28 protein-coding genes, 1 tRNA gene and 1 pseudogene are annotated in these 26,791 nt (G+C 68.7%); 14 read left to right on the forward strand and 16 right to left on the reverse strand.

The window, feature by feature from the left end; genetic code table 11:
• Positions 1 to 2 precede the first annotated feature (2 nt).
• On the forward strand, positions 3 to 650 hold the full coding sequence (locus HLH48_RS04975) for a phosphoribosylanthranilate isomerase (protein WP_182996389.1): 648 nt from the start codon (positions 3 to 5) through the stop codon (positions 648 to 650).
• On the opposite strand, the gene HLH48_RS04980 is transcribed toward HLH48_RS04975, so the two are convergent.
• Positions 635 to 1,009, reverse strand: a complete 375-nt coding sequence (locus tag HLH48_RS04980) for a hypothetical protein (protein ID WP_182996390.1) — start codon at positions 1,007 to 1,009, stop codon at positions 635 to 637. The genes HLH48_RS04975 and HLH48_RS04980 overlap by 16 nt on opposite strands.
• 333 nt (positions 1,010 to 1,342) lie before the next feature.
• Here HLH48_RS04980 and HLH48_RS23745 point away from each other — a divergent pair.
• Positions 1,343 to 1,825 (forward strand): annotated as a pseudogene (locus tag HLH48_RS23745) (aminoglycoside phosphotransferase family protein); the annotation flags it as partial.
• A gap of 144 nt (positions 1,826 to 1,969) precedes the next feature.
• Here HLH48_RS23745 and HLH48_RS23135 read toward each other — a convergent pair.
• Positions 1,970 to 2,467, reverse strand: coding sequence for a DUF721 domain-containing protein (locus HLH48_RS23135; protein WP_373320170.1), 498 nt, complete (start codon positions 2,465 to 2,467; stop codon positions 1,970 to 1,972).
• Between the two features lie 9 nt (positions 2,468 to 2,476).
• Here HLH48_RS23135 and mutY point away from each other — a divergent pair, with 9 nt between their 5' ends.
• Positions 2,477 to 3,541: an A/G-specific adenine glycosylase gene (gene mutY / locus HLH48_RS23140; RefSeq protein WP_306309927.1), complete on the forward strand. Its 1,065-nt coding sequence runs from the start codon at positions 2,477 to 2,479 to the stop codon at positions 3,539 to 3,541.
• A gap of 43 nt (positions 3,542 to 3,584) precedes the next feature.
• On the opposite strand, the gene HLH48_RS04990 is transcribed toward mutY, so the two are convergent.
• Positions 3,585 to 3,755 carry a hypothetical protein gene (locus HLH48_RS04990; RefSeq protein WP_182996434.1) on the reverse strand — a complete coding sequence of 57 codons (171 nt, stop codon included), beginning with the start codon at positions 3,753 to 3,755 and terminating at the stop codon, positions 3,585 to 3,587.
• Between HLH48_RS04990 and HLH48_RS04995 the strand changes: the two genes are divergently transcribed.
• Positions 3,742 to 3,888, forward strand: coding sequence for a hypothetical protein (locus tag HLH48_RS04995; protein ID WP_182996436.1), 147 nt, complete (start codon positions 3,742 to 3,744; stop codon positions 3,886 to 3,888). The genes HLH48_RS04990 and HLH48_RS04995 overlap by 14 nt on opposite strands.
• 63 nt (positions 3,889 to 3,951) lie before the next feature.
• Complete coding sequence (gene hemH, locus HLH48_RS05000) at positions 3,952 to 4,980, forward strand: ferrochelatase (RefSeq protein ID WP_182996392.1); 1,029 nt, start codon at positions 3,952 to 3,954, stop codon at positions 4,978 to 4,980.
• 42 nt (positions 4,981 to 5,022) lie between these two features.
• Here the strand turns inward: hemH and HLH48_RS05005 are convergent, their stop codons facing one another.
• The 4 genes from HLH48_RS05005 to ppdK all read right to left on the reverse strand — a co-directional run bounded on the left by HLH48_RS05005 (position 5,023) and on the right by ppdK (position 9,871).
• Positions 5,023 to 5,397, reverse strand: coding sequence for a hypothetical protein (locus HLH48_RS05005; protein ID WP_373320168.1), 375 nt, complete (start codon positions 5,395 to 5,397; stop codon positions 5,023 to 5,025).
• A 135-nt stretch (positions 5,398 to 5,532) separates the two neighbouring features.
• Positions 5,533 to 6,126 carry a hypothetical protein gene (locus HLH48_RS23515; RefSeq protein ID WP_182996393.1) on the reverse strand — a complete coding sequence of 198 codons (594 nt, stop codon included), beginning with the start codon at positions 6,124 to 6,126 and terminating at the stop codon, positions 5,533 to 5,535.
• A gap of 124 nt (positions 6,127 to 6,250) precedes the next feature.
• A complete protein-coding gene (locus HLH48_RS05015; RefSeq protein ID WP_182996394.1) occupies positions 6,251 to 7,105 on the reverse strand; it encodes a pyruvate, water dikinase regulatory protein in 855 nt (284 codons plus the stop codon).
• Positions 7,106 to 7,186: 81 nt separating this feature from the next.
• Positions 7,187 to 9,871: a pyruvate, phosphate dikinase gene (gene ppdK / locus HLH48_RS05020; RefSeq protein ID WP_182996395.1), complete on the reverse strand. Its 2,685-nt coding sequence runs from the start codon at positions 9,869 to 9,871 to the stop codon at positions 7,187 to 7,189.
• A gap of 261 nt (positions 9,872 to 10,132) precedes the next feature.
• Between ppdK and HLH48_RS05025 the strand changes: the two genes are divergently transcribed.
• Both HLH48_RS05025 and HLH48_RS05030 read left to right on the forward strand, forming a co-directional pair.
• Positions 10,133 to 10,309 (forward strand): DUF3311 domain-containing protein, encoded by a 177-nt coding sequence (locus HLH48_RS05025; protein WP_182996396.1) that lies wholly within the window; start codon positions 10,133 to 10,135, stop codon positions 10,307 to 10,309.
• Positions 10,309 to 11,802 carry a sodium:solute symporter family protein gene (locus HLH48_RS05030; RefSeq protein ID WP_182996397.1) on the forward strand — a complete coding sequence of 498 codons (1,494 nt, stop codon included), beginning with the start codon at positions 10,309 to 10,311 and terminating at the stop codon, positions 11,800 to 11,802. The genes HLH48_RS05025 and HLH48_RS05030 overlap by 1 nt, the downstream gene beginning before the upstream one ends.
• Before the next feature lie 26 nt (positions 11,803 to 11,828).
• Here HLH48_RS05030 and HLH48_RS05035 read toward each other — a convergent pair whose 3' ends face one another.
• From HLH48_RS05035 to HLH48_RS05050, 4 genes are all read right to left on the reverse strand, one after another.
• Complete coding sequence (locus HLH48_RS05035) at positions 11,829 to 12,992, reverse strand: glycosyltransferase family 61 protein (RefSeq protein WP_264812290.1); 1,164 nt, start codon at positions 12,990 to 12,992, stop codon at positions 11,829 to 11,831.
• Positions 12,993 to 13,189: 197 nt separating this feature from the next.
• Positions 13,190 to 13,266 (reverse strand) — tRNA-Pro (locus HLH48_RS05040).
• A 64-nt stretch (positions 13,267 to 13,330) separates the two neighbouring features.
• On the reverse strand, positions 13,331 to 13,912 hold the full coding sequence (locus tag HLH48_RS05045) for an LOG family protein (RefSeq protein ID WP_182996398.1): 582 nt from the start codon (positions 13,910 to 13,912) through the stop codon (positions 13,331 to 13,333).
• Between the two features lie 57 nt (positions 13,913 to 13,969).
• Positions 13,970 to 15,175 carry an MFS transporter gene (locus tag HLH48_RS05050; protein WP_182996399.1) on the reverse strand — a complete coding sequence of 402 codons (1,206 nt, stop codon included), beginning with the start codon at positions 15,173 to 15,175 and terminating at the stop codon, positions 13,970 to 13,972.
• Between the two features lie 190 nt (positions 15,176 to 15,365).
• Between HLH48_RS05050 and HLH48_RS05055 the strand changes: the two genes are divergently transcribed.
• Positions 15,366 to 15,938: an NUDIX domain-containing protein gene (locus HLH48_RS05055; RefSeq protein ID WP_182996400.1), complete on the forward strand. Its 573-nt coding sequence runs from the start codon at positions 15,366 to 15,368 to the stop codon at positions 15,936 to 15,938.
• A gap of 18 nt (positions 15,939 to 15,956) precedes the next feature.
• Here HLH48_RS05055 and HLH48_RS05060 read toward each other — a convergent pair whose 3' ends face one another.
• The 3 genes from HLH48_RS05060 to folD form a co-directional block, all read right to left on the reverse strand.
• Positions 15,957 to 17,963, reverse strand: a complete 2,007-nt coding sequence (locus tag HLH48_RS05060; RefSeq protein ID WP_373320169.1) for a M1 family metallopeptidase — start codon at positions 17,961 to 17,963, stop codon at positions 15,957 to 15,959.
• 221 nt (positions 17,964 to 18,184) lie between these two features.
• Positions 18,185 to 18,925, reverse strand: coding sequence for a methylenetetrahydrofolate reductase (locus HLH48_RS05065; RefSeq protein WP_182996402.1), 741 nt, complete (start codon positions 18,923 to 18,925; stop codon positions 18,185 to 18,187).
• A gap of 18 nt (positions 18,926 to 18,943) precedes the next feature.
• Complete coding sequence (folD, locus tag HLH48_RS05070; protein ID WP_182996403.1) at positions 18,944 to 19,861, reverse strand: bifunctional methylenetetrahydrofolate dehydrogenase/methenyltetrahydrofolate cyclohydrolase FolD; 918 nt, start codon at positions 19,859 to 19,861, stop codon at positions 18,944 to 18,946.
• Between the two features lie 42 nt (positions 19,862 to 19,903).
• On the opposite strand from folD, the gene HLH48_RS05075 reads away from it, so the two are divergent.
• Entirely contained in the window at positions 19,904 to 20,959 is a 1,056-nt protein-coding gene (locus tag HLH48_RS05075; protein ID WP_182996404.1) for a threonine aldolase family protein, read from the forward strand.
• Between the two features lie 112 nt (positions 20,960 to 21,071).
• Here HLH48_RS05075 and HLH48_RS05080 read toward each other — a convergent pair whose 3' ends face one another.
• Both HLH48_RS05080 and HLH48_RS05085 read right to left on the reverse strand, forming a co-directional pair.
• Positions 21,072 to 22,640, reverse strand: coding sequence for a trypsin-like peptidase domain-containing protein (locus tag HLH48_RS05080; RefSeq protein ID WP_182996405.1), 1,569 nt, complete (start codon positions 22,638 to 22,640; stop codon positions 21,072 to 21,074).
• A 141-nt stretch (positions 22,641 to 22,781) separates the two neighbouring features.
• A complete protein-coding gene (locus HLH48_RS05085) occupies positions 22,782 to 23,246 on the reverse strand; it encodes a nucleoside deaminase (RefSeq protein WP_182996406.1) in 465 nt (154 codons plus the stop codon).
• 283 nt (positions 23,247 to 23,529) lie between these two features.
• Between HLH48_RS05085 and HLH48_RS23520 the strand changes: the two genes are divergently transcribed.
• The 5 genes from HLH48_RS23520 to HLH48_RS05105 all read left to right on the forward strand — a co-directional run.
• The gene (locus HLH48_RS23520) at positions 23,530 to 23,655 is read left to right on the forward strand and encodes a hypothetical protein (RefSeq protein WP_264812289.1); all 126 of its coding nucleotides are present in this window, start codon (positions 23,530 to 23,532) and stop codon (positions 23,653 to 23,655) included.
• A 123-nt stretch (positions 23,656 to 23,778) separates the two neighbouring features.
• On the forward strand, positions 23,779 to 24,510 hold the full coding sequence (locus HLH48_RS05090) for a gamma-glutamyl-gamma-aminobutyrate hydrolase family protein (RefSeq protein ID WP_182996407.1): 732 nt from the start codon (positions 23,779 to 23,781) through the stop codon (positions 24,508 to 24,510).
• A complete protein-coding gene (locus HLH48_RS05095; protein WP_182996408.1) occupies positions 24,507 to 25,283 on the forward strand; it encodes a pseudouridine synthase in 777 nt (258 codons plus the stop codon). Before HLH48_RS05090 ends, HLH48_RS05095 begins: the two co-directional genes overlap by 4 nt.
• A gap of 7 nt (positions 25,284 to 25,290) precedes the next feature.
• Positions 25,291 to 25,872, forward strand: coding sequence for a 16S rRNA (guanine(966)-N(2))-methyltransferase RsmD (rsmD, locus tag HLH48_RS05100; protein ID WP_182996409.1), 582 nt, complete (start codon positions 25,291 to 25,293; stop codon positions 25,870 to 25,872).
• A 195-nt stretch (positions 25,873 to 26,067) separates the two neighbouring features.
• Positions 26,068 to 26,791: DNA translocase FtsK 4TM domain-containing protein (locus HLH48_RS05105; protein WP_246386900.1), on the forward strand; the 724-nt coding region annotated here is incomplete at its 3' end.

Consider the following 26,791-nt stretch of genomic DNA (forward strand, 5'->3'; position numbering starts at 1 on the left):
CGATGACCCAGCCGGTCCGCGTCAAGATCTGCGGCCTGACCGAGCCCGAAGGGCTGGACGCCGCGATCGCCCATGGCGCCGATTGGGTGGGGTTCGTCTTTTTCGCGCGGTCGCCGCGGGCCGTCACGCCGGCCCAGGCCGCGCCGCTGGCGGCGCGCGTGCCGCCCGGCGGCCCGCGTCGCATCGGCCTGTTCGTCGCCCCCGATGACGACGCGATCGCGGCAACCCTGGACATGGTCGCGCTGGACGGATTGCAGATCTACGCGCCGCAGGCGCGCGCCCTGGCCATCCGCGAGACCTTCCACCTGCCGGTCTGGCACGCCCACGGCGTCAGCGCGGCCGAGGACCTGCCGGCCGCCAGCAAGCTGGACGGGCTGGTCATCGAATCCCGCCCGCCGCCCGGGGCCGATCGCCCCGGCGGCAACGCCCGACCGATCGACTGGGCCGTCACGCGAGGCTGGACGGCGCCGGTCCCGTGGATGCTGGCGGGGGGCCTGACGCCGGAAACCGTCGCCCGCGCGATCGCACTGAGCGGCGCCCCGGCGGTCGACGTCTCATCAGGCGTGGAAAGCGCCCCCGGCCGCAAGGACGCACGCCTGATCGCCCGCTTCATCCAGAACGCCCGACAGGACGCTCACCAGCGTCCATAGCCGTACGGATAGCCATAGACGGGGTAAGGATAAGGCGGATAGGCCGGATACACCGGATAGGCGGGGTAGGCATACGCCGGATAGGCCGGCGGATAATAACGGTACCGGTAACCGTACCCGTAATAGGGCGAAGCCAGCGCCGAGCCAGCCAGCACGCCGACGCCGAAGCCACCCAGGCCCCAGCCCCAGCGCGGCCCCCAGCCCCCCCTGTGCCAGCCGCCGCCCCAGCCGGGCCCGCGTCCCCAGCCACCGCCGCCATGCCAGCCCCAGCCGCCATGGCCCCATGCCATCGCCGACGTCGAGGACAGCGGCCCTGCCGCGGCCAGCAGCGCCACCAGCAGGAAAGCGATCTTGCGCATTGAAATTCTCCCTTCCAGCAGGATTCTCGCCACGCCACCATGTTGGCGGGACAGGCGGCATGTTAAACCCATGCGCCAAGCACGATCACGGGATCGCGGTCCGCCTTCCTGCTCTTTACGCAGGATATCAGGCGCCCCGATCCCGGCCTTTTTGTGGCGGCGCCACAGCCGGCCATCCGAACGGACAGTCGCATGACGGACGACCGCGAGACGACCATCCTGCCGCCCGGCCTGGCGACCCGCATGGCACGATGGCATCTGACCCAGGCGGGCGAACCCGTCCAGACCGCGACATCCATCCTGCTGCCGGTTCTGCGCGACGGGATCCCGACCATGCTGAAACTATCCCGCGCCCCCGGTGGCCGCTCGCTGGCCGATCTTGTCGATGACGGAGACGACATCGCAGCCACACGCCAGCTCTGCCGCGTCGCGGGCCGCCTGCATGGCCAGCAGGCACCACGCCGCCTGGCCCTTCGTCCGCTGGATGACTGGTTTCGCGACCTTCTGGCCGTCCTCCCCGAACGCGGCGACTGGCTGGGCCGCTGTGCCGCCTCGGCGCGCGCGCTGTTGGCCCGGCCCCGCGAACAGGTCACGCTCCATGGCGACCTCCATTATGGAAACGTGCTGGACTTCCGCGCGAAAGGCTGGCTCGCCATCGATCCCAAGGGCCTGTTCGGCGAGCGCGGCTTCGATTTCGCCGCGCTGTTCCTCAACCCCGATCTCGCCGGGCGGCCCCGCCGCCACGCGGACCTGCCGGACGTCTTCGCCCGGCGGGTCGATCTGGTTGCGGAAACGGCGGGCATCGATCGCATCCGGCTGGCCAGATGGGTTCATGCCTGGTGCGGCCTGTCGGCACTCTGGTTTCTCGAAGACGGGTCGCCACCCCGTCATCCAGCATCGCGTCGCCCTGCATGCCGAACGGTTTCTGCCCGGCTGATCGACCGATCGGCTGACCAGCCGTCAGTCCCGGCCCGCACGCTGGCGGATCCGCGCGCCCAGTGCCGCCAGCGCGTCCTTCAGCGGACCATCCTCCATGTCGGGAATCGGCACCGGCGCCGGCGGCTCGCGCGGCACGGGGCGGGGCGGTGGGGCCATGCCCGCAACCATGTCCTGCACCAGTTTCAGCGACCGCACCGTGCCCGCCCCGCAGGAGCGATTGACCCGGGCGATCAGTTCCGGCGCCAGATGCTGCAATTCCATCGCCACCGGCCCGGCGCAGCCCAGCGTCAGCACCCCCGCCGACAGGCGGCGCGGCACGGTGCAGCGTGCCAGGTCGGGCCCGACAATCTCCGCCCAGTCGGCCATCACCTGCGCCAGCGCGGCCGGATACCGGCGAAAGGCCGGGCGGGAGACCGCCGGGATCAGCGCCCCCAGGCTGCGCATCGTCAGCGCGCGCCGCGGCTCGGGCGGGGGGGCGGCCACGCCCGTGCGCTTGCGATCGGTCCGGTCCTTCGTCATAAGCGCTCCGTGCTCCCCTCTTCCGCCGCCCTGCTACGCTGGTACGACCGTCACCGCCGGACCCTGCCCTGGCGGGCCCTGCCCGGCCGGACCGCCGATCCCTATCATGTCTGGCTCAGCGAAATCATGCTGCAACAGACGACGGTGGCGGCGGTCATCCCCTATTATCGCCGCTTTCTCGACCTGTTCCCGACCGTCGAGGACCTGGCACGGGCCGAACCCGACACCGTGATGGCCGCCTGGGCCGGCCTCGGCTATTACGCGCGGGCCCGCAACCTGCATGCCTGCTCGCGGGCGGTGGCGGCGGCAGGCGGCTTTCCGCGCGACATGGCGGGCCTGCTGGCGTTGCCGGGGGTCGGGGCCTATACCGCCGCCGCCATCGCCGCCATCGCCTTCGGCCAGCCGGTGGTGCCGGTCGATGGCAATGTAGAGCGCGTGACCAGCCGCCTGTTCGCCCTGGCCGACCCACTGCCGGGATCGCGCAAGACCATCGCCCGGCATGCCGCCACCCTCAACGCCTCCGCCGCCGCCCGCGCGCGCGCCTCCGATTTCGCCCAGGCGCTGTTCGACCTCGGCGCGGGCCTCTGCACGCCGCGCCAGCCGGCCTGCGCGCTCTGCCCGTGGCGGGATTCGTGCGCCGGCCTTCGCCAGGGCATCGCCGCCAGCCTGCCGGCCAAGGCGCCGCGCGCCGCCCGGCCGGTGCGCCATGGCGTCCATTTCCTGCTGACCGACGCGAGCGGCCACGTCCTGCTGCGCCGCCGGCCGGAAAAAGGCCTGCTGGGCGGCATGCTGGAACTGCCGGGCACCGACTGGCGCGACACCCCGTGGACCGGGTCCGAGGCCCTGGCCTTCGCCCCGGCCGATGCGGACTGGCGCGCGGCGGGGCGCGTCAGCCACGTCTTCACCCACTTCACCCTGCATGTGGATATCTACGCCGCCCGGGTCGGGCATTTCCCCAATACCATGGCCCGGACCGGCGGCATGGCCGTGGCCCATGCCGATCTGGACATGTCGGCCCTGCCATCATTGATGCGCAAATGCGTGGCGGCCGGCTGGCCCGCGACCGAGGCCTGACGCCAGCGCAGGGTTGGGTCGCCACTCTTCCGTCATCCGACCGTCATTTTTTCTTGACGATCCATGAAGCGGCAAGCTTGACTGGCCGCGTGGTCCGGACGGCCTGCTTCCATGGTCCGATCCCGCCGCGAATGCCGTCCGACAAGCGAAAACCGCCAGGATTCCCCGGCGGCACGCCGTTTGCCGACGGGATGGAGAGCATGATGACCGTCATTACCGCGTTTCTGTCGTCATCCCTGCCGGTTCTGGGCCTGTGCCTCGCGACAGGCTGCGCCGCGCTGCTCGCATGGCGCAACACCCCGCTTCCCCAGCCGGTTCCCGTTCGCGTCCGCGCACGCCGTCGCTGAGCGCGACGTCGCGTCGTGCCCGGTTTTGCCAGGACCCGGCGCGTTCTGTAACATGCCGGGCCGATGACCTTCCTGACGATCCGCCCCGCCGACTCCGTCGCCCCATCCCGCATCGGCGTGCTGCTGACCAATCTCGGCACGCCCGACGACACCGGCTACGGCGCGGTGCGGCGTTATCTGGCCGAATTCCTGTCGGACCGCCGCATCATCGAGGCGCATCCGGCGTTCTGGCAGCCGATCCTGCGCGGCCCGATCCTGACCCTGCGTCCCCGCCGCACCGGCAGCGCCTATCGCCGTATCTGGAATCAGGAACACGACGAAAGCCCCCTGCGCACCCACACCAGGGCACAGGGCGAGGCCCTGGCCGCGCGCCTGGCGCCCGATGGCGTGGCCGTCGAATGGGCGATGCGCTACGGCACCCCCTCGATCGCATCCGGCATCGCCGCGCTGCTGCGCCAGGGGTGCGAGCGGGTGCTGCTGTTGCCGCTTTATCCGCAATACAGCGCCACCACCACCGCGACCGCCAACGATCAGGCCTTCCGCGCACTGATGCGCCTGCGCAACCAGCCGGCGGTGCGCACCGTACCGCCCTTCCCAGATCATCCGCTCTACATCGCCGCGCTGGCCCGTTCGGTGCGCGAGACGCTGGCCGGCCTGCCCTTCGCACCCCAGCGGATCATTGCCTCCTTCCACGGCCTGCCGCGCGCCTATGTCACGCGCGGCGACACCTACCCCGACGATTGCACCCGCACGATGACGGCGCTCCGCTCCGCCTTGGATATGGACGAGACGGCCATGCCGCTCACCTACCAGTCACGCTTCGGCCCCGCGCGCTGGCTGGAACCCTATACCGCGCCGCTGATCGCCGGCCTGCCGGCACAGGGCATCACCCGCGTGGCGGTGATCATGCCCGGCTTCCTGGCCGACTGTATCGAGACGCTGGATGAAATCGGCAACGAGGTCCGGTCGGAATTCCTGGCCGCCGGCGGGACGGATTTTGCCCTGATCCCCTGCCTGAACGCCGCCCCGTCCGCCATCGACCTGCTTGAATCCCTGGCACGGCAGGAACTCGCGGGCTGGCTGCCGGCATGATCGCACGGGACCGTCATCCGACGGTCCCGTGCCGCGCGAAGGTCAATGCCCGGCGGCGGTCGCCTGCGGATGTTCCGCATCCCACAACGTGGCTTTCTGCTCGTCCGTCTTGCGCTGGCGATAGCGCTCCAGCATGCTCAGATTCGGATCGACCGGATGTTCCTTGTCGTACAGGGCCGCCTTCTCCCGCAAGCCTTTGCGATATTCGTGGCGGGTATACATGCCGGCGACGCAGCCGCCGGCCGCTCCCAGCACGCCATGGTTGGCCAGATGGCCGCCCACCGCGCCGACCGCGCCATATTTCAGGCATCCGCCCGGTTCGGCATGCGCCCCGGCAACCAGCCCGCCCGACAGCAGGCCGGCACTCAACAGCATCACCATGCCGCGCGTCTGGATCTTCCTCATAATTTTGCCCATGCTCCAATCTCGGGCCATGGATGGAAACACCTCCATCCACCCCCGCCGACATCAGTCTAAGACATACTATGTCATTAGAATGACGTCAGCATTGTCGTTGCCAAACCCGGGACGAAATCGCGGCCCTCCGGCACGTCACGGACTGTCGCAGCTTTCGGTCAGCACGTTGAAAAACCGGCCGCCGGTGCAGGTCGCGACGGGCGAGGGCGCCTGCTGGGGGCCAGCCTGCGGTGCATAGGGTTGCGCGGGATAAGCCTGCGTCGGGTAGGGTTGCACCGGATAGGCGGTACCGTAGCCAGGAGGCGGATACCCACCGTAAGCGACCGGCGGCCCGTCATCGTAATCGGCACCATATCCGTCGTCATACGCACCATAGGCTGCGGCCCCGGCCGCCATGCCGACCATGCCGAACGCCAGCGGCCATCCCCAGCCGCCATAGTAGCCGCCCCAACCGGGGTAGCCCCAGCCACCCCAGCCGCCCCCGCGGTAATAGCCGCCACCATGCCAACCACCGCCGTGCCAGCCTCCACCATGCCAGCCACCACCGCCGTGCCAGCCACCGCCACCACCATGCCAGCCGCCGCCACCGCCGTGCCAACCACCGCCGCCACCATGCCAGCCGCCGCCACCGTGCCAGCCGCCGCCCCCACGCTGGGCGAGGGCCCCGACCGGCACCATCGCCACTCCCATCAGGATCATGGCGCTGCCTACCATCAGAAATCGTCGCATGTGCCGAATTCTCCCGCGTCTTCGGCCGATATAGGCATGAAGGGCGGTTTTTTTCAGGAGGGCCAGGTATCCATATGTAACGCCCTGACGCGAGAACGGCGTTCACACAGGGCGGGGCCCAGCATCATGCCGGGTGAGAAACGGCGCGGCGCTCTTCCCAATCGGCCATCAGGCCCATGATCGCGGCCGAAGTTTCCTCGATCGAACGCCGGCTGACATCGACCAGGGGCCAGCCGTGGCGGGCGCACAGGCGCCGGGCCCAACGCACCTCCTCCTCGACCTGTTCCGGATCGATATAAGGGTTGCCCACCCGCAGCAGCATTTCGGACCGGCGGTCGCCCATGACGTCCAACCGATGCCGCCGGATGCTGATCAACACGTCGGGATCGATGGTCAGCCCCACGATGGGGCGTGTCACATGCAGCAATTCGTCCGCCAGCGGCAGGTCGGGAATCAGCGGCACGTTCGCCGCCTTGACCCCGCAATTGGCCAGATAGAAGGATGTCGGCGTCTTCGACGCGCGCGAAATGCCGACCAGCACGACATCCGCCTGCGACAGGCCGCCGATCTCCTGCCCATCGTCATGCGCCAGCACGAAATGCATGGCGTCGATGCGGCGGAAATAGGCGTCATCCATCACGTACTGGCCGCCCGGCCGGCCGATCGCCTTCTCGCCCAGTTCGTCCTGCAACACGGCGGTCACCGGGTCCAGGACATTGACCAGCCGCACCTTCATATGCGCGCAGCCGATCGTCAGCTCATGCTGTAGCCGCTGGTCGACGACCGAGGACAGGACCGGCCCGCGATCGCGCTCGATGGCTTCCAGCACCCGCCGCAACTGCGACCGGGTGCGGATCAGGTTCCAGCGATGGCAGGTGACTTCGGCATGGCTGAACTGGGCGATCGACGCCCGGACGACCGAATCCAGCGTCTGTCCCGTCGCATCCGACACCAGATGCAACACGATGTGAGGCGACATGAGAACAACCGGGCTCCGTCATCAGGAACAGGAAAAGTCAGCCCCCACCCGCGCATGACGCGGGCGGGGGGTGTACCCCGGTCAGCGCACCTGTGCTGCCGGCGCCAGCGCGTCGCGCGCGGCCAGCGCGGCCTGGGCCGCCGCCAGACGGGCGATCGGCACCCGGAACGGCGAGCAGGACACGTAATCCAGCCCCACGGATTCAAAGAACCCGATCGACGCCGGATCGCCGCCATGCTCGCCGCATACACCCAGCTTCAGGCCCGGCTTGACGCTGCGCCCCTTTTCCGCGCCCAGCGAGACAAGCTGCCCTACGCCTTCCTGATCGATCGAAATGAACGGATCGCGCGGAATCAGGTCATGCTCCAGATAGAACGGCAGGAACGTCCCCACATCGTCGCGCGAAAAGCCGAAGGTCGTCTGCGTCAGGTCATTCGTCCCGAACGAGAAGAAATCGGCCTGCTGCGCGATCCGGTCGGCCGTCAGCGCCGCGCGGGGCAGCTCGATCATGGTGCCGATGCTGTATTCCAGCGAGACGCCGGCCGCGGCCAGCGCCTCGGTGGCCGCCTGTTCGACGATGGTCCGGGTCCGGCGCAGCTCGCTTTCCATGCCCACCAGCGGGATCATGATCTCCGGCACCACCGCCTGGCCGGTTTCGGCCGACACGGCGACCGCCGCCTCGATGATCGCCCGGGCCTGCATGGCATAGAGTTCCGGATAGGTCAGGCCCAGCCGGCACCCGCGATGCCCCAACATCGGATTGGATTCCGACAGCGCCGCCTTCCGCGCCGCCACCGCTTCCACACTTTCGCCCATGGCCGCCGCGACGTCGGCCAGTTCCGCCTCGCCATGCGGCAGGAACTCGTGCAACGGCGGGTCCAGCAGGCGCACCGTCACCGGCAGCCCCGCCATGATGCGGAACAGGTCCTGGAAATCCCGGCGCTGGAACGGCAGCAGCGCGTCGATCGCCCGGATGCGCGTCGCCGCGTCGCCGGCCATGATCATCTGCCGCACGAAACCGATCCGGTCCGGAGCGAAGAACATGTGCTCGGTGCGGCACAGGCCGATGCCCTCGGCCCCGAAATGGCGCGCGGTCTGCGCGTCGTCGGGCGTCTCGGCATTGGCGCGGACCTTCATCCGGCGCACGCTGTCGGCCCATCCCATCAGGGTGGAGAAATCGCCCGACAGGGTCGGCTCGATGGTCGCCACCCGGCCGGCGAAGACCTCGCCCGTACCGCCATCCAGGGTGATCCAGTCGCCTTCCCGCAGCACTGTCGCGCCAACCGACAGCGTCTTGGCCTTATAGTCGACATGGATGCCACCGGCACCGGCCACGCAGACGCGCCCCATGCCACGCGCCACCACGGCGGCGTGCGAGGTCATGCCGCCACGGGTAGTCAGCACGCCCCGGGCGGCGTGCATGCCATGCACGTCCTCCGGCGAGGTCTCGATCCGGACCAGGATCACGTCCTCGCCCCGCGCCGCGCGAATCTCGACATCCTCGGCACTGAAGACGATCACGCCACCCGCCGCCCCCGGCGAGGCCGGCAGGCCACGGCTGAGCATCGTGCGCGGCGCGTTCGGGTCCAGCGTCGGGTGCAGCAACTGGTCCAGCGACGAGGGCGGAACCCGGCGGATCGCCTCCTCGTGCGAGATCAGGCCTTCCTCCGCCATCGCGATGGCGATGCGCAGGGCCGCCGCCGCCGTACGCTTGCCCGTACGGGTCTGAAGCATGTACAGGCGGTTATTCTGGACGGTGAATTCGATGTCCTGCATGTCGCGATAGTGCCGCTCCAGGATATCGCGCACCGACAGCAGCTCGGCATAGGCCTCGGGCAGCGCGCGCTCCATCGACAGCTCGCCCTCGCGGGCCCGCTGCTGGGACATCGGCTGCGGCGTACGGATGCCCGCCACCACGTCCTCGCCCTGCGCGTTGATCAGGTATTCGCCGTAGAAGACGTTCTCGCCGGTCGAGGGATCGCGGGTAAAGCAGACGCCGGTGGCACAGTCCTGGCCCATGTTGCCGAATACCATCGCCTGCACGTTGACGGCGGTGCCCCAGCTCGCGGGAATGTCATGCAGCCGGCGATAGGTATTGGCGCGCGGGTTCATCCACGATCCGAACACCGCGCCGATCGCGCCCCAGAGCTGCTCGTGCGGGTCCATGGGGAACGGCGCGCCGGTCTCGCGCTGCACGATCTCCTTGTAGCCCGCCACCACGTCCTGCCAGTCCTGGTCGGTCAGATGGGTGTCGTCCTGCACACCGGCGCCGCGCTTGGTCTCCTCGATCAGGTCCTCGAACCGGTGATGGGACACGCCCAGCACGACCGAGCCGTACATCTGGATAAAGCGGCGATAGCTGTCCCAGGCGAAGCGCGCATCGCCCGAATTGGCCGCCAGCCCCTCGACCGTCTCGTCGTTCAGGCCCAGATTCAGCACGGTATCCATCATGCCCGGCATCGACACACGCGCGCCAGAGCGGACCGAGACCAGCAGCGGTGCCGCCGGATCGCCGAAGCGCAGGTCCAGCGCGTTCTCGATCCCGGCCAGCGCCGCCGCGACCTGCGCGCGCAGGTCCTCGGGATAGGAGCGGCCATTGTCGTAGAACGCGGTACACACCTCGGTCGTAATGGTAAAACCGGGCGGAACGGGCAGGCCGATCGCCGCCATTTCCGCCAGATTGGCTCCCTTGCCACCCAGCAGGTCGCGCATGCCGGCACCGCCTTCATTCGCGCTGCCACCGAAACTATAGACCCATTTTGTCATAGCTCTCTCCTCTGCCCCGCCCATTCTCATGTGGAACGTGAACATCTCCTGGCCCGACGCCGCATACTCTTGTTACTTCTTTGACTTCTCAGTCCGGCCCCACCGGGTCCTTCTAGCCGGAAGGCGCATCGATTACGATCCTTTTTCCTGCAACCGCCCCCTACAAGTCCGGCGAAAACCGGCGGTTGACATACACTCGGGGATAGGCAACCTCATCGTTCGTCGCCCGCAATCAATCAAGAAAATAAGGCCACAATCGGGATGAAAAAACTGTACCTGGCATTACTGCTGCCTTTTGTCGGTCTGCTATGGCTTCCGCTCTATGACCGAACGGAACCGGCCTTGCTGGGTTTCCCCTTCTTCTACTGGTACCAGCTCGCCTGGGTCCCCTTGACGTCCCTGCTCGTCTGGGTCGTCTGGAAGCGGGCCGCCCGCTGATGCCGGACCATATTCCCTCGACCCCGATTCCCTCGACCCAGGCACTGGTCGTCTTCATCCTGTTCTTCGCCATGACCATCGTGCTGGGCAGCACGGTCTCGTGGTGGCGCGGCCGCGGCCATGCGGGCCCCTCCGATGCCGCCGGATCCGAGGATTGGGGCCTGGGCGGTCGCCAGTTCGGCACCTGGGTCACCTGGTTCCTGGTCGGCGGCGACTTCTATACCGCCTATACCGTCATCGCGGTGCCCGCCCTGGTCTACGCCACCGGCGCGTTCGGCTTCTTCGCGCTGCCCTATACGATCATCGTCTATCCGTTCGTGTTCCTGGTCATGCCCATCCTGTGGCAGATCGCCCATGACGGACGGCACGCGACGGCGGCCGACATCGTCCGCGCGCGCTTCGGCAGCCGGACGCTGGAACTGGCCATCGCCGCCAGCGGCCTGATCGCGGTCATGCCCTATATCGCGCTCCAGTTGATCGGCATCCGCACGGTCATCGAGGCGCTGGGCCTGCCGGGCGAAATCCCGCTGATCGTCGCCTTCATCTCCCTGGCCGCCTATACGTGGCTGGGCGGCCTGCACGCCCCGGCGCTGACCGCCTTCATCAAGGACATCATGATCTATATCGCGGTCCTGGCCGCGGTCACGGTCATTCCGCTGCATCTGGGGGGGTATGGCGCCATGTTCGCCACGGCGGCGCAGCACCTGCCGCGCCCGCCGGCGGGCCATGCGCTGATGCCGGGGCAGAGCGTGCCCTATGCCACTCTGGCCCTGTCGTCGGCTCTGGCGGCCTTCCTCTACCCGCATACGCTGACCGGCGTGCTGGCCGCGCGGTCCGCCGACACGATCCGCAGGAACGCGGTCATGCTGCCGGTCTACACGCTGCTGCTGGGCCTGATCGCCATGCTGGGGCTGATGGCCCATGCGGCCGGGGTCGTGACCACCAGCACGTCCGCGATCGTCCCCGACCTGTTCATGGCGATCTTCCCCGACTGGTTCACCGGCTTCTGCTTCGCCGCCATCGCGGTCGGCGCGCTGGTCCCCGCCGCCGTCATGGCGATCGGCGCCGCCAACCTGGTGACCAGCAACATCGCGCCCGGCCTGCGCGACAATGTCCACGCCTCGCGGTTCGTGGCCCTCGGGGTCAAGCTGGGCGCCCTCGCCTGCGTGCTGTTCCTGAACGCCCATTTCGCCATCGACCTGCAACTTCTGGGCGGGTTGTGGATCCTCCAGACCTTCCCGGCGCTGGTGCTGGGCATCACCCGGCTGCGCTTTTCCGCCCGCGCGATGCTGACGGGCTGGATCGTGGGCACGCTCTACGGCACCTATGTCTGCTTCCATGACGGGCTGAAGCCCACCCACATGCTGGCCATCGGCGGCATGCATCAGGCGATCTCGACCGGCCTGCTGGCACTGCTGGTCAATATCGGCACCGTCGTCCTCGTCGGCCTGCTGGTCCCCGGCCGCAGCCGCAGCGACGCCACCACGGCCTGATCCCCAGCCATCGGGCGGCGCGTGCCTTACCCGGCGCCGTCCGATACCAGGACCGGCCGCGCCCCGCGCGACCACAGGTCCGCCACCCGGCGCAGCACCCGCGCCACGTCGATTCCGCCTTCCCAGCGGGTCACATGTTCCCGCCCCGTCGCCCCGGCCGGATACAGGTCCGCCCAGTAATTCAGATGTCCGCGCATCGCCATCGCCAGGAAGCATGGGTTCACATGGTGGTCGGGCACCAGTTCATAGACCATGGTGCCCGGGCGGCAGAACCCGATATTGGTCATGCCGGCCCCCAGCGGCCCGACCACCATCGCCGCCGCCCGAAACAGATCGACCTGTTCGGCGACCGTCATCCGTTCGGGCCGCACCACGCAGAACCCCTCCGCCGCCAGCGCCGCCGCCAACGCCGCCTCGTTCGGAATCGCGCGATTGCCCACCCCGCCCCGGTCGACATACAGGCGCAGCCCGCGCCGACGCGTCACCGGCACCCGCGACGCCATGCGCGCGAAAACCGACTGGCACAGTCGCGACAGCGCGAAATCGGCCGCCCCGGCCACGATATTGCAATAGACGACGCGATCCAGCCGATATTGGCGCCCGGCGGCGACACCCCCCTGAATACCGCCTCTCACGCCCAGCAGTTCCAGCGTCTGGCGCTGCCACGGCAACAGGTCGGGCAGCAGCCAGCACAGCGGCCCCCGCCGCCGGATCTCGGGCCGGTCGGACAACGCCACCATCACCGGCAGCGCATGCATCATCCAGTGATAGTAATTGCTTGGCCAATGGTCGCTGCACGGCACCGCCACCCCCGCATGGCACTCCAGCCGCGCCCGATCGACCCGCAGCGCCGCCAGTGTTTCGGGCGACTGGAGGTAGCATGTCTCGGCGACCAGATTTCCATCCTTGATCAGCACCCGGCTGTCCACGTCATACACGACATCGCGCAGCACATGAGCCGTCAGCCCGACCGGCGAGCTGACCCAGCCCAGGAAAGGATTGGACGCGCCAGGCCGCCGCACATCGGCGGGCGCGAAACATGCGGTCCGGGCGGGACAGGCTTCAAGCAGCAGCGAAGAGTCGGCAATCTCCGCCAGCCGGACACGGCCAGGCGGAGCTTGGGGGCGGCGCAGACGCCGCAGCAGCGAAAAGACCATGATCGTGCCGGAAACCACATGCGAGACAGGCACGACCCCGCCGCGCCGTCCGCCAGACTGACGGCAAGAGATTGACCGGCCCTTAAGAACAGGCACGAGAACAACAACCGGAAGATCTTGTTCTTTTTCTGAAAAAAAGAACCCAAAAACCCTGATTCGTTCAGACGTCCCGCGCTGGGGACTTCAGGTATCCCTGAGCGGTACAAAACCATTCAACATATTGGAAAACCTGGTCGGAGTGAGAGGATTCGAACCTCCGGCCCCTGCGTCCCGAACACAGTGCTCTACCAGGCTGAGCTACACTCCGAACTCGTGTGGGGGGCTATACATGCCCTCCCGACTCTCCGCAAGAGCCCCCGCCGTTTTTTGTCTCACAGCCGGCTGGCGTCCTCGGAGACCGGGCTGCTGACCACGGTTCCCAGCCGTTCCATCGTGGTGGCCACATCGGGTACGACCTCGAACAGATCCAGCGCGCTGGCCTCGGCAAAGCCGTTTTCCACCGCTGCCCGCAGCATGGCCAGCATCGGGTCGGCCCACCCCGCGACATTGACGATGAAGATCGGCTTGTCATGCAGCCTCAACTGCCGCCAGGTCACGATCTCGATCGTCTCGTCGAACGTGCCCAGCCCGCCGGGCAGCACCACGAAGGCATCGGCCCGGGTAAACATCAACTGCTTGCGACTATGCATCGAGTCGGTCACCGTCAGGTCGGTCACCCCCTCATGCATCACCTCGCGCGTTTCGAGAAAGGTCGGAATCACCCCGGAGACCGCGCCACCGGCCGCCAGCGTCGCATCCGCCACCGCGCCCATCAGCCCCACATCGCCACCGCCATAGACCAGCCGCATGCCCGCCTGTCCCAGGCGCCACCCCATTTCGCGCGCGGCCTCCAGAAAGTCGGGCCGGGTCCCGAAACGCGACCCGCAGAATACAGCGACGGCAGCAACGGACATGGATCGTCATCCTCCTGAAGGTGGCGCATGCGCGCGATCCGGCACGACCGGCCACCGTCAGGTGGCGTCCGGGCGCGACCGCTCCCGCAGCAGCAGGGTGGCACCGACCCCGGCTCCGGTAAACAGGGCCGAGACCAGAAACATCGGACCATAGCCCAGACTATGGATCACCAGCCCCAGCATCGGGCCGGAGACGCCGATACCGATATCGAGAAAGACGCTGAAGGCCCCCAGCGCCGCCCCCCGGTTCTGCGGACCGGCCCGCGTCACCGCCTCGACCCCGAGTGCCGGAAAGACCAGCGAAAACCCGGCCCCCGTCAGCGCCGCGCCCAGATCGGCCGACGGCACATCTCCGCTCCGCCACAGCAGCAGCAGCCCCCCGACTTCGACCAGCAGCGACACCACGGATACCGTCAGACCACCGCGCCGGCTGATCTGGCGCGAGAAAAGCAGCCGAACCAGGACGAAGACCAGGCCGAACACCATCAGCCCCATCGCGGCACCGTCCCAATGGCGGTCATCAAAATACAGTGACAGGCACGCCGAAATGGCCCCGAACCCGACCGACCCGCAGGCCAGCACGATTCCATAGGGCAGCACGCGCCAGAATACCTGCGAGAACGGCATGATCTCGCCGCCCTTGGCGATCGGCGGCACCGGAGCATAGCGGACCGCCAACGCCAGCCCCAGCGCGGCCAGCAGCGCCGACACCATGCCGACCCCGGCCAGCCCGCCCAGCGTTCCATGCGCCTGCGCCAGCAGCGCGCCCACAGGCGCCCCGAAGGCAATGCCGCCATAGGAGGTGATGCCGTTCCATGAAATCACCTGCGCCGTCCGGTCCGCGCCGACACGGCCGATATTCCACAGGATCGCCCCGGTCGCGGTCCAGCTTTCGCCCACCCCCATCAGGATACGGCTGACGACCAGCAACAGCACCGACAGGCCGGCCCGGTGCGAGAACAGACCGGCCAGCATCAGCGTCAGTCCGGACAGCACGCAGATCGCAAGCCCGATCACCACCGCCGGCTTCGCCCCCCGACCGTCGACGAAACGGCCCGCCTGGGCGCGCGAGGCGAACGTGGCCAGATATTGCAGCGACACGGACAGGCCCGCGATCACGGTATTATAACCGAGCGTGCCATGGACAAAGAGCGGGATCACCGCCAGCGGCAGGCCGATATCCACGTAGCAGATCAGATTGAACAGAACGACGGCCAGGATCCGCAGCGTCGGGTTGGCAGGCCCGCTCCGTGAAGCAATCATGACGAGGACACACTCCGTTACCCGGACATCATAACGGCGCGCCGCACGATCCGCCAAGGAGGCGCATCGCGCATCCCCTGCACAAGCCTCTCGACCGAACCAACGTTTTCGGGCTCCTTTTAAAAAAGGAACGGAGTCCATCCTCCGACAGATCATGACGCCCCGACACGAGGCGAAAGGAACCCTGCCCATGACCGACGCGCCCGATGATTCAGGCGGCTATGTCACGCTATCCTCGCGGATCGCCTATGAAAACCCGTGGACCCGCGTGCGCGAGGACATCATCCGCCGTCCCGAGGGCGGCGAAGGGCTCTATGGCGTGGTCGAGCGTGGCGAGTTCGTCGTCATCCTGCCGCTGGGCCAGGGCCCGGACGGCCCCACCGTGACCCTGGTGCGCCAGTATCGCTATCCGGTCCGCGCGCGGCTGTGGGAACTGCCGATGGGCATGTGGGAACATCGGCCGGACGCCGCCCCCGAAATGGTGGCGCGGGGTGAACTGGAAGAGGAAACCGGCCTGCGCGCGGACCTGATGCGTCACGCCGGCATCCTGTATCAGGCCGCCGGCTATTCGAACCAGCGCGGCCACGTCTATCTGGCGACCGGGCTGACGCAGGGCACGCCCCGGCGCGAGGCGACCGAGGCGGACCTGACCAGCCACACGATGACGCTGGCCGAAATGGAGCGGATGATCCGCGAGGGCGAGATCACCTGCATGGTCACGCTGGCCGCGCTGGCCCTGATCCGGGCCCGCGGCTGGCTGTAACGCGGAACGGCTTCCGTCTCAATGCGCCGGCGGCACCGCGGGCGACGGGGCGGGCTGGACCAGCGTCAGCGTGTTGTCGGCGCGGTTCAGGTCCGGGATGTCGTGCCCCGGGTCCAGGGTCACGGCCTGCGGGGTCCGCGTGGTCGGGATCGTCAGTTCGATCTCGTTGCGCAGGAACCAGGCCTCGGTCGGGATGGTCAGGCGCGAACTGGTCCCGTCGGTATAGCTCACCTGCAACGTCACCGGCAGCGGCAGCCAGCCCTTGTTGTCCACCGTCACCAGCAGGCCGTGCGTGGCGCCGTCGCCGCTGGGGGTGGCGGATTTGACCGCATAGTCCGCCCCCCAATTGTTGAAATACCAGCCCCGCCAGAACCACGACAGGTCCTCGCCCGCCTCGCTGTCCATCAGGCGGAAGAAATCCGACGGCGTGGGGTGGCGATAGGCCCACGTCGCGATATAGCGGCGGAACGCGCGGTCGAAACGCTCCGGACCCAGGATCTGCTCGCGCAGCAGCTTCAACCCGTAAGCCGCCTTGAAATAGGTCACCGGATGCCGATAGGCCTCCGGAATCAGGTCCGAGGGCGTCATCAGGCGCGGCGCGTTCGGATCGCGCAGCACCGACAGGATATCCTCGGCCGGCTTGCCGGTGGCAGGGGCGAATTCGACGTCATGCTTCGGCGCGAACTCGCCGGAATTGAAATCGTCCGACGCATAGGTGTCGATGAAGGTATTGAACCCTTCGTCCATGAAGGCATTGCGGCGCTCGTTGGACCCCACGATCATCGGGAACCAGCCATGGCCCAGCTCATGCGTCGTGACCCAGAACAGCTCCGGGTCCTTGTCATGCATGTCGTCGAAGACGATGCCGGGATATTCCATCGCCGCGCCGTGCCCGCCCAGATTGATCGCATTCGGCCACGGATACGGGTACCAGCGCCGCGAGAAATACTCGATCGCGTATTTCACATAGGACGTGGACCGGTCCCATTGATGCGGCCCGACGGCTTCGACCGGATAGGCCGACATCGCCAGGCGCGGCACCGCCGCATGGCCCGGCTCGACGACCACCGGCGGCAGGTCCAGCCGCGCCGCGTCCCACAGAAAGGCCGGCGAGGCCGAAAACGCCACGTCGCGCGTGTTGTTCATGCGGAAATGCCAGGTTTTCGTGCCGGCCTGCGCCAGATGGCTCTTGGGATCGTGGATATCGGCCTCGGTCCGGATCATCACCCGCTCGTCGCTCTTGGCCGCCTGGGCCAGCCGGTCGCGCTCGGTCTGCGTCAGGACATCGGCCGGATTGATCAGCGCGCCGGACCCGACCACGGTGAAGTTCCACGGCACGGTGATGCTGTAGTCGATATCGCCATAATCCAGGAAGAATTCCTGCCCCAGATACGGCGCGGTATCCCAGCCGCGCACATCGTCGTAGACGGCCATGCGCGGAAACCATTGCGCGACCTCGTAGATGTCGCCATTGCGGGTCGAACTGACGGCGGTGCGCCCGCCCCACGGGCCGGGAATCGTATAATGCCACACGATCTTCAGCCGGATCTTCCCGCCCTTGCCCTCCAGCGCGGCGGGCAGCGGCACCTGCATGCGCGTGTCGGATATGACGGGCGTGACCGGAATGCTCTTGCCATCCTGCTCGATCGACACGCTTTCGATCACGTCGCCATCCGTGTGCTCGGCATGGCGCTGCGGATTGACGAAATTGCCGCGCGAGCCGTCACGATAGATGTTCTGGTCAAGCTGTAGCCACAGCACGTCCAGCGCGTCGGGGCTGTTATTGACGTAGGTGACGATTTCGCTGCCTGACAGCAGGCGGTTGGTGGGGTCGATCGCCGCTTTGATCTCGTAATCGACCCCGTTCTGCCAGTACGCGGCACCGGGCACGCCACCGGCCGAACGGGTCCCCCCCGCCGGATTCGGATAGGCCAGCGGAGCGAAGATGCGATCGGGATCGGGCGCGGGGACGGCGGGCGCGGCGGCCGGGGCCGGTGCAGGGGCCGCCGCGTCTTCGGCCGCCATCGCCGACACCGTCCCCCCCGCGATCAGTATGGCGGCGCCCAGCACACGCCCGATGGCGGTCATGGAGCCTGCGATCCCCGTCGGAAACCCTGGCGCGGCGGGCAGGCGTGGACATGGACGATGATACGGCACGATCGGAACCCCTCGGCGAAAACGAACTCTTTCCCCGAGGCTAACGGAATTGCCGTGCGGACGTAACCCGTCCCCCGCCGCGATCCGCGTCAGCCGAGCGCCTGCTGAATCGGCCCCAGGTACGCGTCCAACTTCACCCGCAGCGGCATCAGATAGACATGCCCGCCGGCCGCTCCGATGGCGCCGATCGCCCGGACGGCGAAGGCGATGTTCGCCTCCAGCGTCAGGTCGAACCCGTGCGGAAAGACGACATGGTTCGTCGTCTCCCAATAGGAGCGGGATTTCGGGCCGATGACCGGCGAGATCCCCCAGAACACGCGCTCCCCTTCCAGCCATCCCATGCAGAGGTCGAGCGTCCGCATGTCGAACACCGGCTGGGTAAAGAAACCGGCGACCCCCGCCTCCTTCTTGCGCGCCACGGCCTCCATCTCGCGCCAGGGGGCACGGCGCCAGGGGTCGAAGGCGGCATAGACCGTCAGATGCGGCGCCTCGCGCCGATAGCGACGAATCACGCTTTCCGAAGAATTGGGAAATGTCCGGCGGCTGAGATCGGCCGGCGGATCCCCCCGGACCACCAGGACATCCGTCAACCCGGCGACATCGACCCCCGGCAGCGGGCCATCGGGGTCGATATCGATGGCCCGGACATGCGGCACCACGCGCGGCACGATCGGCCGCAGCAGCGGCACCGCGTCCCATCCCTGCATAGGAAAGCGCATCAGGCTGGGCACGTTCAGCATGTCGGCCAGCGGAAAATGCTCCCGCACCAGCGCCGCATCGCGCCGCAGCGTCGCCGCGTCACGCGGAATCAGTTCGACCGACAGGCGCATCGTCCCCGCCCCGCGCCGTCAGGCCGCGCCGCCGACAATACGCCTGGCGGCCGCCAGGGTATTGTTCAGCAGACAGGCGATGGTCATCGGCCCGACACCGCCAGGCACCGGCGTAATCCGGCCCGCGCGCGTCACGGCCTCGTCGAACGCGACATCGCCCACCAGCCGCGTCTTGCCGTTGGGCAGGCTGATGCGCGTGATCCCCACATCGATCACCGTCGCGCCGGGCTTGATCCAGTCGGCACGCACCAGGCCGTTGCAGCCGGTCGCCACCACCAGGATATCGGCCTGCCGGGCCAGGGCGGCGGGATCGCGGGTATCGATATGCGCGACCGTCACGGTGCAACCTTCGGCCAGCAGCAGGCGCGCCATCGGCCGGCCGACCAGGTTGGACGCACCGATCACCACCGCATGCAGCCCGCGCAGCTCGCCCAGTTCCGCCTTCAGCAGCATCAGGCAGCCCAGCGGCGTGCAGGGCACGAGGCCCGGCTGGCCCAGCGCCAGCCGCCCGGCATTGACCTCGCCCAGCCCGTCCACGTCCTTGTCGGGGCGGATGGCGTTGGTGATCGCGATCGGATCCAGCCCCGCGGGCAGCGGCAACTGGACCAGGATCCCGTGGATCTCCGGGTCGTGATTCAACCGCCCGACCAGGGCCAGCAATTCCGCCTGCGACGTGGTTTCGGGCAACATGTGCATGAACGAGCGCATGCCCGTGCGATGGGTCTGCAACGCCTTGTTGCGCACATAGACCTCGCTGGCCGGATCGTTGCCCACCAGCACCACCGCCAGGCCGGGCGTGACCTGATGGCGGTCGTGAAAGGCCCGGACCTCCCGTGCTATGTCCTGTGTCAGGTTGGCCGCGAACGCCTTGCCGTCGATCAGGCGCGCGGACGGGTTGCGAACGGACGCGGTTTCGGCGGAAGCTGGCTCGGTCATGCGGCACTCCGGACAATGGGATCGGAAGAGCAGGGGGATAGCGTGGTAGAGCAGATACGCAAGAACTTCAGCAGCGACAATGTCGTCCCGGCCTGTCCCGCCGTGATGTCCGCCCTGGCCGCCGCCAATGCCGACGCCGCCCCCGCCTATGGCGGCGATGCCTGGACGGCACGGCTGAGCGCGGTGGTGGCGGATATTTTCGACCATCCCGTCACGCTGTTCCCCGTCGCCACCGGCACGGCGGCGAACGCCCTGGCACTGGCGACCATCGCCCCGCCCTACGGCGCGATCCTGTGCGACGACAGCGCGCATATCGTGCAGTCCGAATGCGGCGCGCCCGATTTCTTCACCGGCGGCGCCCGGCTGGTCGGCATTCCGTCCCAGGACGGCCGCATGGCGCCGGACGCCCTGTCCTACATGCTGGACCGCCTGCCCGCCGACGACGCGCATAACCCGCTGCCGACCGCGCTGAGCCTGACGCAGGCGACCGAATGGGGCACCGTCTACACGCCGGCCCGGATCGCCGAACTGGCGGCACGGGCACGCGGCCGCGACATGGCGGTGCATATGGATGGCGCCCGCCTGGCCAACGCCATCGTCCATCTGGGGTGCAGCCCGGCCGAGGCGACGTGGAAGGCCGGCATCGACGTGCTGTCGCTGGGCCTGACCAAGAACGGGGCCATGGCGGCCGAACTGGTGGTTTTCTTCAACCCCGCCCACGCCGGACACGTCGCCCGCCGCCGCAAGCGCGCCGGCCATGACTGGTCCAAGCAGCGTTTCCTCAGCGCGCAGATCCTGGCGTGCTTCGAGGACGATCTGTGGCTGAACAACGCCCGCCACGCCAATGCGATGGCGAAACGCCTGGCGGGCGGCCTGTTCCGCTACCCCGGCGCGCGGCTGCTGTACGAAACCGAGGCCAACGAGATCTTCGTCGTGCTGCCCGACCGGGCGGTCGCGCACCTGCGCATGGCGGGCTTCGCCTTCCATGACTGGCACACGCCGCACGGCGTGGACGGCACCGTCATCCGGCTGGTCACCAGCTATTATACCCGCATCGCGGACGTCGATGCGCTGCTGGAGACATTGTCGGAAATCTGACCGCCCCCCGATCCGTTCAGGCGCCTCGTGCCGGAAACACACGATGCCCCTGAACGAATGCGGTGCCCTCCCGCGTCTTCACCCCGCCGCGGAAAGATCGGTCGCCAAAAATTCAGTCGTTATCGTCGTCGCCGCCGGCCGCGCCGCTGTCATCGGGCGCTCCCGGCGTCACGGCGATAAACAGGCTCTGGCCTCCGCGCAGCACACGCAGCAGCACCGACTGGTTGGCCTTCAGGGCCGCGCGGACGGCCGTGACCGTGGCGCTGGGATTGTCGACCGGGCGATTGCCGACGGCCTGGATCACGTCGCCGGCGTGAATACCGGCCTGCTCGGCCACCGAGCCCGCCTGGACATCGCTGACGACGACGCCCCGCACCGACGAATCCAGCCCGAGCTGCTGGCGCAGGTCGGCGGTCAGCGGCGCCAGCGAAACCCCCAGGCGCGGGCCGCCGACATCGCCCTTGTCGCCGACCGCGCCATCGGGCGACGACGCGCTGGACAGGTTGGCGATCTTCACGCTGGCGGTCTGCGTCGCATTGTTGCGCAGAAAGGCGACCGTCGCCGCGCTACCCGGCGCGATGGACGCGACCTTGACCGCCAGGTCATGCGGGCTTTCGATCTTCTGGCCGTTCAGGGTCGTGATCACGTCGCCCGCCTTCAGCCCCGCCTTGTCGGCCGGGCTGCCATTGCTGACGCTGGCCACCAGCGCGCCGCTGGGCGGGGCGCCGTCGCTGGCGGCCTTCAGGCCCAGCGCCTTGGCCATGGCGGGCGTGATCACCTGCGCCACCACGCCCAGATAGCCGCGCGTGACATGGCCCGTCTTCTCCAACTGATACACGACGTTCTTGACCACGTCGGACGGAATGGCGAACCCGATGCCGATCGACCCGCCGCCCGAGGGCGACAGGATGGCGGTGTTCACCCCCACGACCTTGCCGTCCTGGGTAAAGAGCGGACCGCCCGAGTTGCCGCGATTGATCGGCGCATCGACCTGGATGAACGAATCATACGGCCCATCGCCGATATCGCGCCCGCGCGCCGAGACGATCCCCGCCGTCACCGTGCCGCCCAGCCCGTACGGATTGCCGACCGCGATCACCCATTCCCCGGGCTCCACCTTGTCGGATTCGCCCAGTTCGATGAAGCGCAGCTTGCTCTGGGTCGAAACCTTCAGCAGCGCGAGGTCGGTCTTGGGGTCGCGCCCGATGATCTTGGCGGGCAGCGTGGTGCCGTCATCCAGCGTGACCGTCACCTTGGTCGCGCCCTTGACGACATGGTTGTTGGTGACGACGAACCCGTCGGCCGAGATGATGAACCCCGAGCCACGCGCCTCGACCGTGCGGCGCTGCTGCTGCGGCATCATCTGGAACGGGAACGGGAAGGGAAAGGGCATCTGCTGCTGGCCCTGCATCCCGCCATCCTCGTCGATGTCCTGGGCGCGGATGCTGGCGGTGATCGAGACCACGGCCGGGCGGACCTGCTTCACCAGGTTGACGAAATTGGGCAGCGTCTGGACCTGGGTGTCCGGACGGATGACGCCCGTCTCGTCGGCCCGCGCGGCACCCACGATAGCGCCCTGCGCCGCGCCCCCCAGCATCGTGCCGGCGACCAGGGCGGCCAGGACCCTGCCCCGCGTCCGGCGAGGGCGGAAAGACGTCATCGACTGAAACTTGTCCGTCATAGCATTCCTGATTGTTGCGGGGCGGCCGGGCAAGACGCCGCCCCTTCATGAGGGTATCGTCCAGCAGGGTACTTGGACCGACCGAACCTGTCCCGTACCAGCCGATGAAGGATGCGTTATCTGAGCGCGTCCCGCAAATTTTTACCCCCGCAGCGCCTGGAAGAACCCGCGCAGCAGGTCCGCCGCCTCGCGCTCGCGCACGCCGCCCACCCACTCGGGCCGGTGCAGGCAGTCCGGCCGGGCCAGCAGGCGCGGCCCGTGCTCCACCCCTCCACCCTTGGGGTCATAGGCGCCGAACAGAATGCGCCCGACCCGGAAATGCACCGAAGCCGCCGCGCACATCGGGCACGGCTCCAGCGTCACCACCAGCGTGCAGCCGGTCAGGCGCGGGCCGCCCAGTCGCCGGGCGGCGGCACGCATGACCAGCATTTCGGCATGGGCGCCCGCATCGTGCATCGCCTCAACCCGGTTGCCGTCACGGGCCAGCACCCCGCCATCCGGTCCCAGCAGCACGGCTCCCACCGGCACCTCGCCCCGCGCGGCGGCGGCACGCGCTTCCTCCAGCGCGATCGCCATCGGGTCGGCGGGCCGGGCATCAGGCGACATCGCGGCCCGCACAATATCGTTTCCGTGTTCGCCCGGTCATGAAACCGCCTCCTCGCCGCCCGCGTTCGCCCGACACCACATCCCATCGCCCCCGGACGGACGACAGGGACATGGCATTCACAACATGTTACAGGCTCACGCCATGCACGTGGCGCATCGCCCGGGATATTCTACAAAAAAATGTTGATTTCAATGGACAGAGAGCATTCCGGGTGACAGGGTAACGACATCCCCGGTCACGTGCCCTGTAACAATCGGGATCGATACGAACAGGAGGCAGACGATGAATACGCTCACGTTGATCCTGGCCGCCGCGGCGATCGTCATCGGATTTTCCGCCTGCGAGCCAGGTCTTATGGGGCATCATACCATGACGGCGAGCGCCCATTCGCTGGTCTATGACGGCTGACGACACGTCGGCACCCCCCGAACACCCGATGCGACAGGCAAGCGCGCCGCGCCGCTAGGCCGGCGCCTGACCGGCGCGTATATCCGATTTCCCTGGCGGCGATATTCCTCTAGGTCAGGCGGGATGATCCGCTCCCGCCCCCTGATCGGCGTGACCCTGGACAGCGAAGCCGCCACTCCGGACGGAAGCGGCTATTCCCGCTTTCCGTGGTACGCGCTGCGCCGCAACTACATGGATGCCGTCGCCGACGCGGGCGGCCTGCCGGTGGCCCTCCCCCACCGGGCCGACCTGGCCTCCGCCATGCTGGCCCGGCTGGACGGGCTGGTGATCACCGGCGGCGCCTTCGACATCGATCCGGCCCTGTACGGCACGGACCGGCGCCACGACAGCGTAACCCTGAAAACCGATCGCACCGGCGCCGAACTGGCGCTGGCGCGCGGCGCCATCGCCTCCGGCCTGCCGGTGCTGGGCATCTGCGGCGGCCAGCAACTCCTCGCCGTCGCCCTGGGCGGCACGCTGATCCAGCATATTCCCGACGCGATGGCGGACGCGCTGGCGCACGAGCAGCCCAATCCGCGCGACCAGCCCGGTCACGAGGTGGATATCCTGCCCGGCACGCTGCTGGCGCGCGTGACCGGCGCCGCGCGCATCGCCGTCAATTCCGCCCATCATCAGGCCGTGCGCGACCCCGGCCGGGCCGTCCTGTGCGCCGTCGCGCCCGACGGCGTGGCCGAGGCCATCGAATATCCCGGCCATCCGTTCTGCCTGGGCGTGCAATGGCACCCGGAATTCGCCATATCCATGGCCGACAGACGCATTTTTTCCGCCCTGATAGAGGCCTCCGCATCAAGATGACACAGCGTGACGACACCAGCCGGCCCGAGCGTGGCGAACGGATCGCCAAATGGCTGGCGCGCTCCGGCATCGCCAGCCGCCGCGATGCCGAGCGCATGGTGGCGGAAGGGCGCGTGCGCCTGAACGGCGCCACCGTGACCCACCCGGCGACCTTCGTGGCGGCGGGCGATCTCGTGCAGGTGGACGGCGCTCCCGTGGAAAACCCCGAGCGCACCCGGCTGTGGCGCTACCACAAGCCCGACGGGCTGGTGACCACCCACCGCGACCCGGAGGGGCGGCCGACCGTCTTCTCCTCGCTGCCCGAGGGCATGCCGCGCGTCATCAGCATAGGCCGGCTGGACCTGAACAGCGAGGGCCTGCTGCTGCTGACCAATGACGGCGAACTGGCCCGGCGGCTGGAACTGCCGTCCAACGGCTGGCTGCGCCGCTACCGCGTGCGCGTCTTCGGCATGGTGGACGAGGCCCGGCTGAAGACGCTGGCCGAAGGCAGCGTGTTCGAAGGCGTGCGCTACGGCCCGATCGAGGCCGGGCTGGATTCGCGCAAGGGCGACAATGCCTGGCTGACCGTGGCGCTGCGCGAGGGCAAGAACCGCGAGGTCCGCAAGGTCATGCGCGGCCTGAACCTGCATGTCAGCCGGCTGATCCGCACCGCCTACGGCCCGTTCCAGCTCGGCACCCTGCAACGGTCGGAACTGGAGGAGGTGCCGGGCAAGGTCCTGCGCGAGCAGGTTCCCGGGCTGGGGCCGGCCCCGCGTCCCTCCCGCCGCTCCTGACCGGACGATGCGGATCGTCGCCGGGCAATGGCGCGGCCGCGCGCTGGCGGCCCCGCCGGGCCGCACCACCCGCCCCACCGCCGACCGGGTGCGCCAGGCACTGTTCGACATGCTGCTGCACGCGCCCTGGAGCGGCGGCGAGCGGATGGCCCATGCGCGGGTCCTGGACGGCTTCGCGGGGACCGGCGCCCTGGGGCTGGAGGCCCTGTCGCGCGGCGCCCCCCACTGCGTCTTCTTCGAGACCGACCGCACCGCGCTGGCGGTCCTGCGCGCCAATATCGCGGCCTGCGGGGCGCGGGACCGCGCGACGGTGCGCGCCGGCGACGTCACGCGTCCGCCTCCCGCCGCCCAGGCCTGCGACCTGCTGCTGCTGGACCCGCCCTACGGGCAGGGACTGCCTGAGCGGACCCTGGCGGCCCTGGCGCGCACCGGCTGGATCGCCCCCGGCGCACTGATCGTGATCGAGACCGGCGCCGAAGAGCCCCTGCCGACCGGCCACCCGATCCTGGAGGCCGCGCCGCTGGCCGAACGGCGGCACGGTGCCGCGCGCCTGTCGATCTGGCGCGCCGCCGGCGCACCGCCGCAATAACGGGCGAACCGCCCTTCTGTATTCCGGAGGGCGCGGGTTATACTCCCCCCGTTTCCGGACCCGGCCCGGCCGCCCCGCCGACCCCAGCGTACAGGACCCGAACATTTGCCGAGCTTTGGCCGCTACATTCCTGCCTCTCTGAACGCTCCGCACATCCGGTCCGCCGCACGGCAGAGACTGGCCGAGATGGGAGGCATGGCGCTGTGGCTGCTCGCCCTGGCGCTGGCCGCGTCGCTCTGGAGCTACAACCCGCTCGACCCGTCGATGAACACCGCCAGCACCCAGCCCCCCACCAACCTGCTGGGCATGGCCGGCTCCTACCTGGCCGACGCGCTGCTGCAAAATGTCGGCATCACCTGCACCCTGCCGATCCTGGCGATGATGGCATGGGGCTGGCGGGGCATCCGCCATGCGGCGACCGGGTCGATCGTGCTGCGCGCGGTGGCGGTGCTGTGCGCCATGCCGGTCATGGGCGCGCTGCTGGCGGCCATCCCGATACTGGTGCCGGTGCTGCCGACGCCGCACTGGCCCACGGAGTCCGGCCCGGGCGGAGCGTTCGGCCTGTCGATCGCCCATACCGCGATCCAGGCGGGGGCGTCGCTGCTGGGTCCGGCGGGGCGACTGGCGGTGTGGGTGCTGGGGCTGCTGCTGACCCTCCTGCTGGTGCCGCTCGGGATCGGCCTGTCCTGGGCCGAATGGGCGGCCATCGGCCGGGGCGCGCGCGCCATCGCCCGCCAACCGGCACGACTGGCCCGCCGGATGCCGGCCCGCCAGGCCCCGGGCGACCGCACGCCCGCCACCGACAACACGGGTCGCTGGGACGGCTCGCTGGACGGCACGGTGCCGCCTCCCCGCCCCGACCTGTCCGCCCAGGCCCGCGCACCCGAACCACCCCGCGCCGCGCGCCCCGAGCGCCCGG

Source organism: Gluconacetobacter sacchari (assembly GCF_014174255.1).
In the GTDB taxonomy this organism is placed as follows: domain Bacteria; phylum Pseudomonadota; class Alphaproteobacteria; order Acetobacterales; family Acetobacteraceae; genus Gluconacetobacter; species Gluconacetobacter sacchari.

Bases quoted from the DNA above. Each gene is read 5' to 3' on its own strand.
- HLH48_RS04975 (WP_182996389.1), top strand. From the start codon at position 3: ATGACCCAGCCGGTCCGCGTCAAGATCTGCGGCCTGACCGAGCCCGAA.
- HLH48_RS04980 (WP_182996390.1), bottom strand. From the start codon at position 1,009: ATGCGCAAGATCGCTTTCCTGCTGGTGGCGCTGCTGGCCGCGGCAGGG.
- HLH48_RS23135 (WP_373320170.1), bottom strand. From the start codon at position 2,467: ATGACGAAGGACCGGACCGATCGCAAGCGCACGGGCGTGGCCGCCCCC.
- HLH48_RS04995 (WP_182996436.1), top strand. From the start codon at position 3,742: ATGATGACCGTCATTACCGCGTTTCTGTCGTCATCCCTGCCGGTTCTG.
- HLH48_RS04990 (WP_182996434.1), bottom strand. From the start codon at position 3,755: ATGACGGTCATCATGCTCTCCATCCCGTCGGCAAACGGCGTGCCGCCG.
- hemH (WP_182996392.1), top strand. From the start codon at position 3,952: ATGACCTTCCTGACGATCCGCCCCGCCGACTCCGTCGCCCCATCCCGC.
- HLH48_RS05005 (WP_373320168.1), bottom strand. From the start codon at position 5,397: ATGGGCAAAATTATGAGGAAGATCCAGACGCGCGGCATGGTGATGCTG.
- HLH48_RS23515 (WP_182996393.1), bottom strand. From the start codon at position 6,126: ATGCGACGATTTCTGATGGTAGGCAGCGCCATGATCCTGATGGGAGTG.
- HLH48_RS05015 (WP_182996394.1), bottom strand. From the start codon at position 7,105: ATGTCGCCTCACATCGTGTTGCATCTGGTGTCGGATGCGACGGGACAG.
- ppdK (WP_182996395.1), bottom strand. From the start codon at position 9,871: ATGACAAAATGGGTCTATAGTTTCGGTGGCAGCGCGAATGAAGGCGGT.
- HLH48_RS05025 (WP_182996396.1), top strand. From the start codon at position 10,133: ATGAAAAAACTGTACCTGGCATTACTGCTGCCTTTTGTCGGTCTGCTA.
- HLH48_RS05030 (WP_182996397.1), top strand. From the start codon at position 10,309: ATGCCGGACCATATTCCCTCGACCCCGATTCCCTCGACCCAGGCACTG.
- HLH48_RS05045 (WP_182996398.1), bottom strand. From the start codon at position 13,912: ATGTCCGTTGCTGCCGTCGCTGTATTCTGCGGGTCGCGTTTCGGGACC.
- HLH48_RS05050 (WP_182996399.1), bottom strand. From the start codon at position 15,175: ATGATTGCTTCACGGAGCGGGCCTGCCAACCCGACGCTGCGGATCCTG.
- HLH48_RS05055 (WP_182996400.1), top strand. From the start codon at position 15,366: ATGACCGACGCGCCCGATGATTCAGGCGGCTATGTCACGCTATCCTCG.
- HLH48_RS05060 (WP_373320169.1), bottom strand. From the start codon at position 17,963: ATGGCGGCCGAAGACGCGGCGGCCCCTGCACCGGCCCCGGCCGCCGCG.
- HLH48_RS05065 (WP_182996402.1), bottom strand. From the start codon at position 18,925: ATGCGCCTGTCGGTCGAACTGATTCCGCGTGACGCGGCGACGCTGCGG.
- folD (WP_182996403.1), bottom strand. From the start codon at position 19,861: ATGACCGAGCCAGCTTCCGCCGAAACCGCGTCCGTTCGCAACCCGTCC.
- HLH48_RS05080 (WP_182996405.1), bottom strand. From the start codon at position 22,640: ATGACGGACAAGTTTCAGTCGATGACGTCTTTCCGCCCTCGCCGGACG.
- HLH48_RS05085 (WP_182996406.1), bottom strand. From the start codon at position 23,246: ATGTCGCCTGATGCCCGGCCCGCCGACCCGATGGCGATCGCGCTGGAG.
- HLH48_RS23520 (WP_264812289.1), top strand. From the start codon at position 23,530: ATGAATACGCTCACGTTGATCCTGGCCGCCGCGGCGATCGTCATCGGA.
- HLH48_RS05090 (WP_182996407.1), top strand. From the start codon at position 23,779: ATGATCCGCTCCCGCCCCCTGATCGGCGTGACCCTGGACAGCGAAGCC.
- HLH48_RS05095 (WP_182996408.1), top strand. From the start codon at position 24,507: ATGACACAGCGTGACGACACCAGCCGGCCCGAGCGTGGCGAACGGATC.
- rsmD (WP_182996409.1), top strand. From the start codon at position 25,291: ATGCGGATCGTCGCCGGGCAATGGCGCGGCCGCGCGCTGGCGGCCCCG.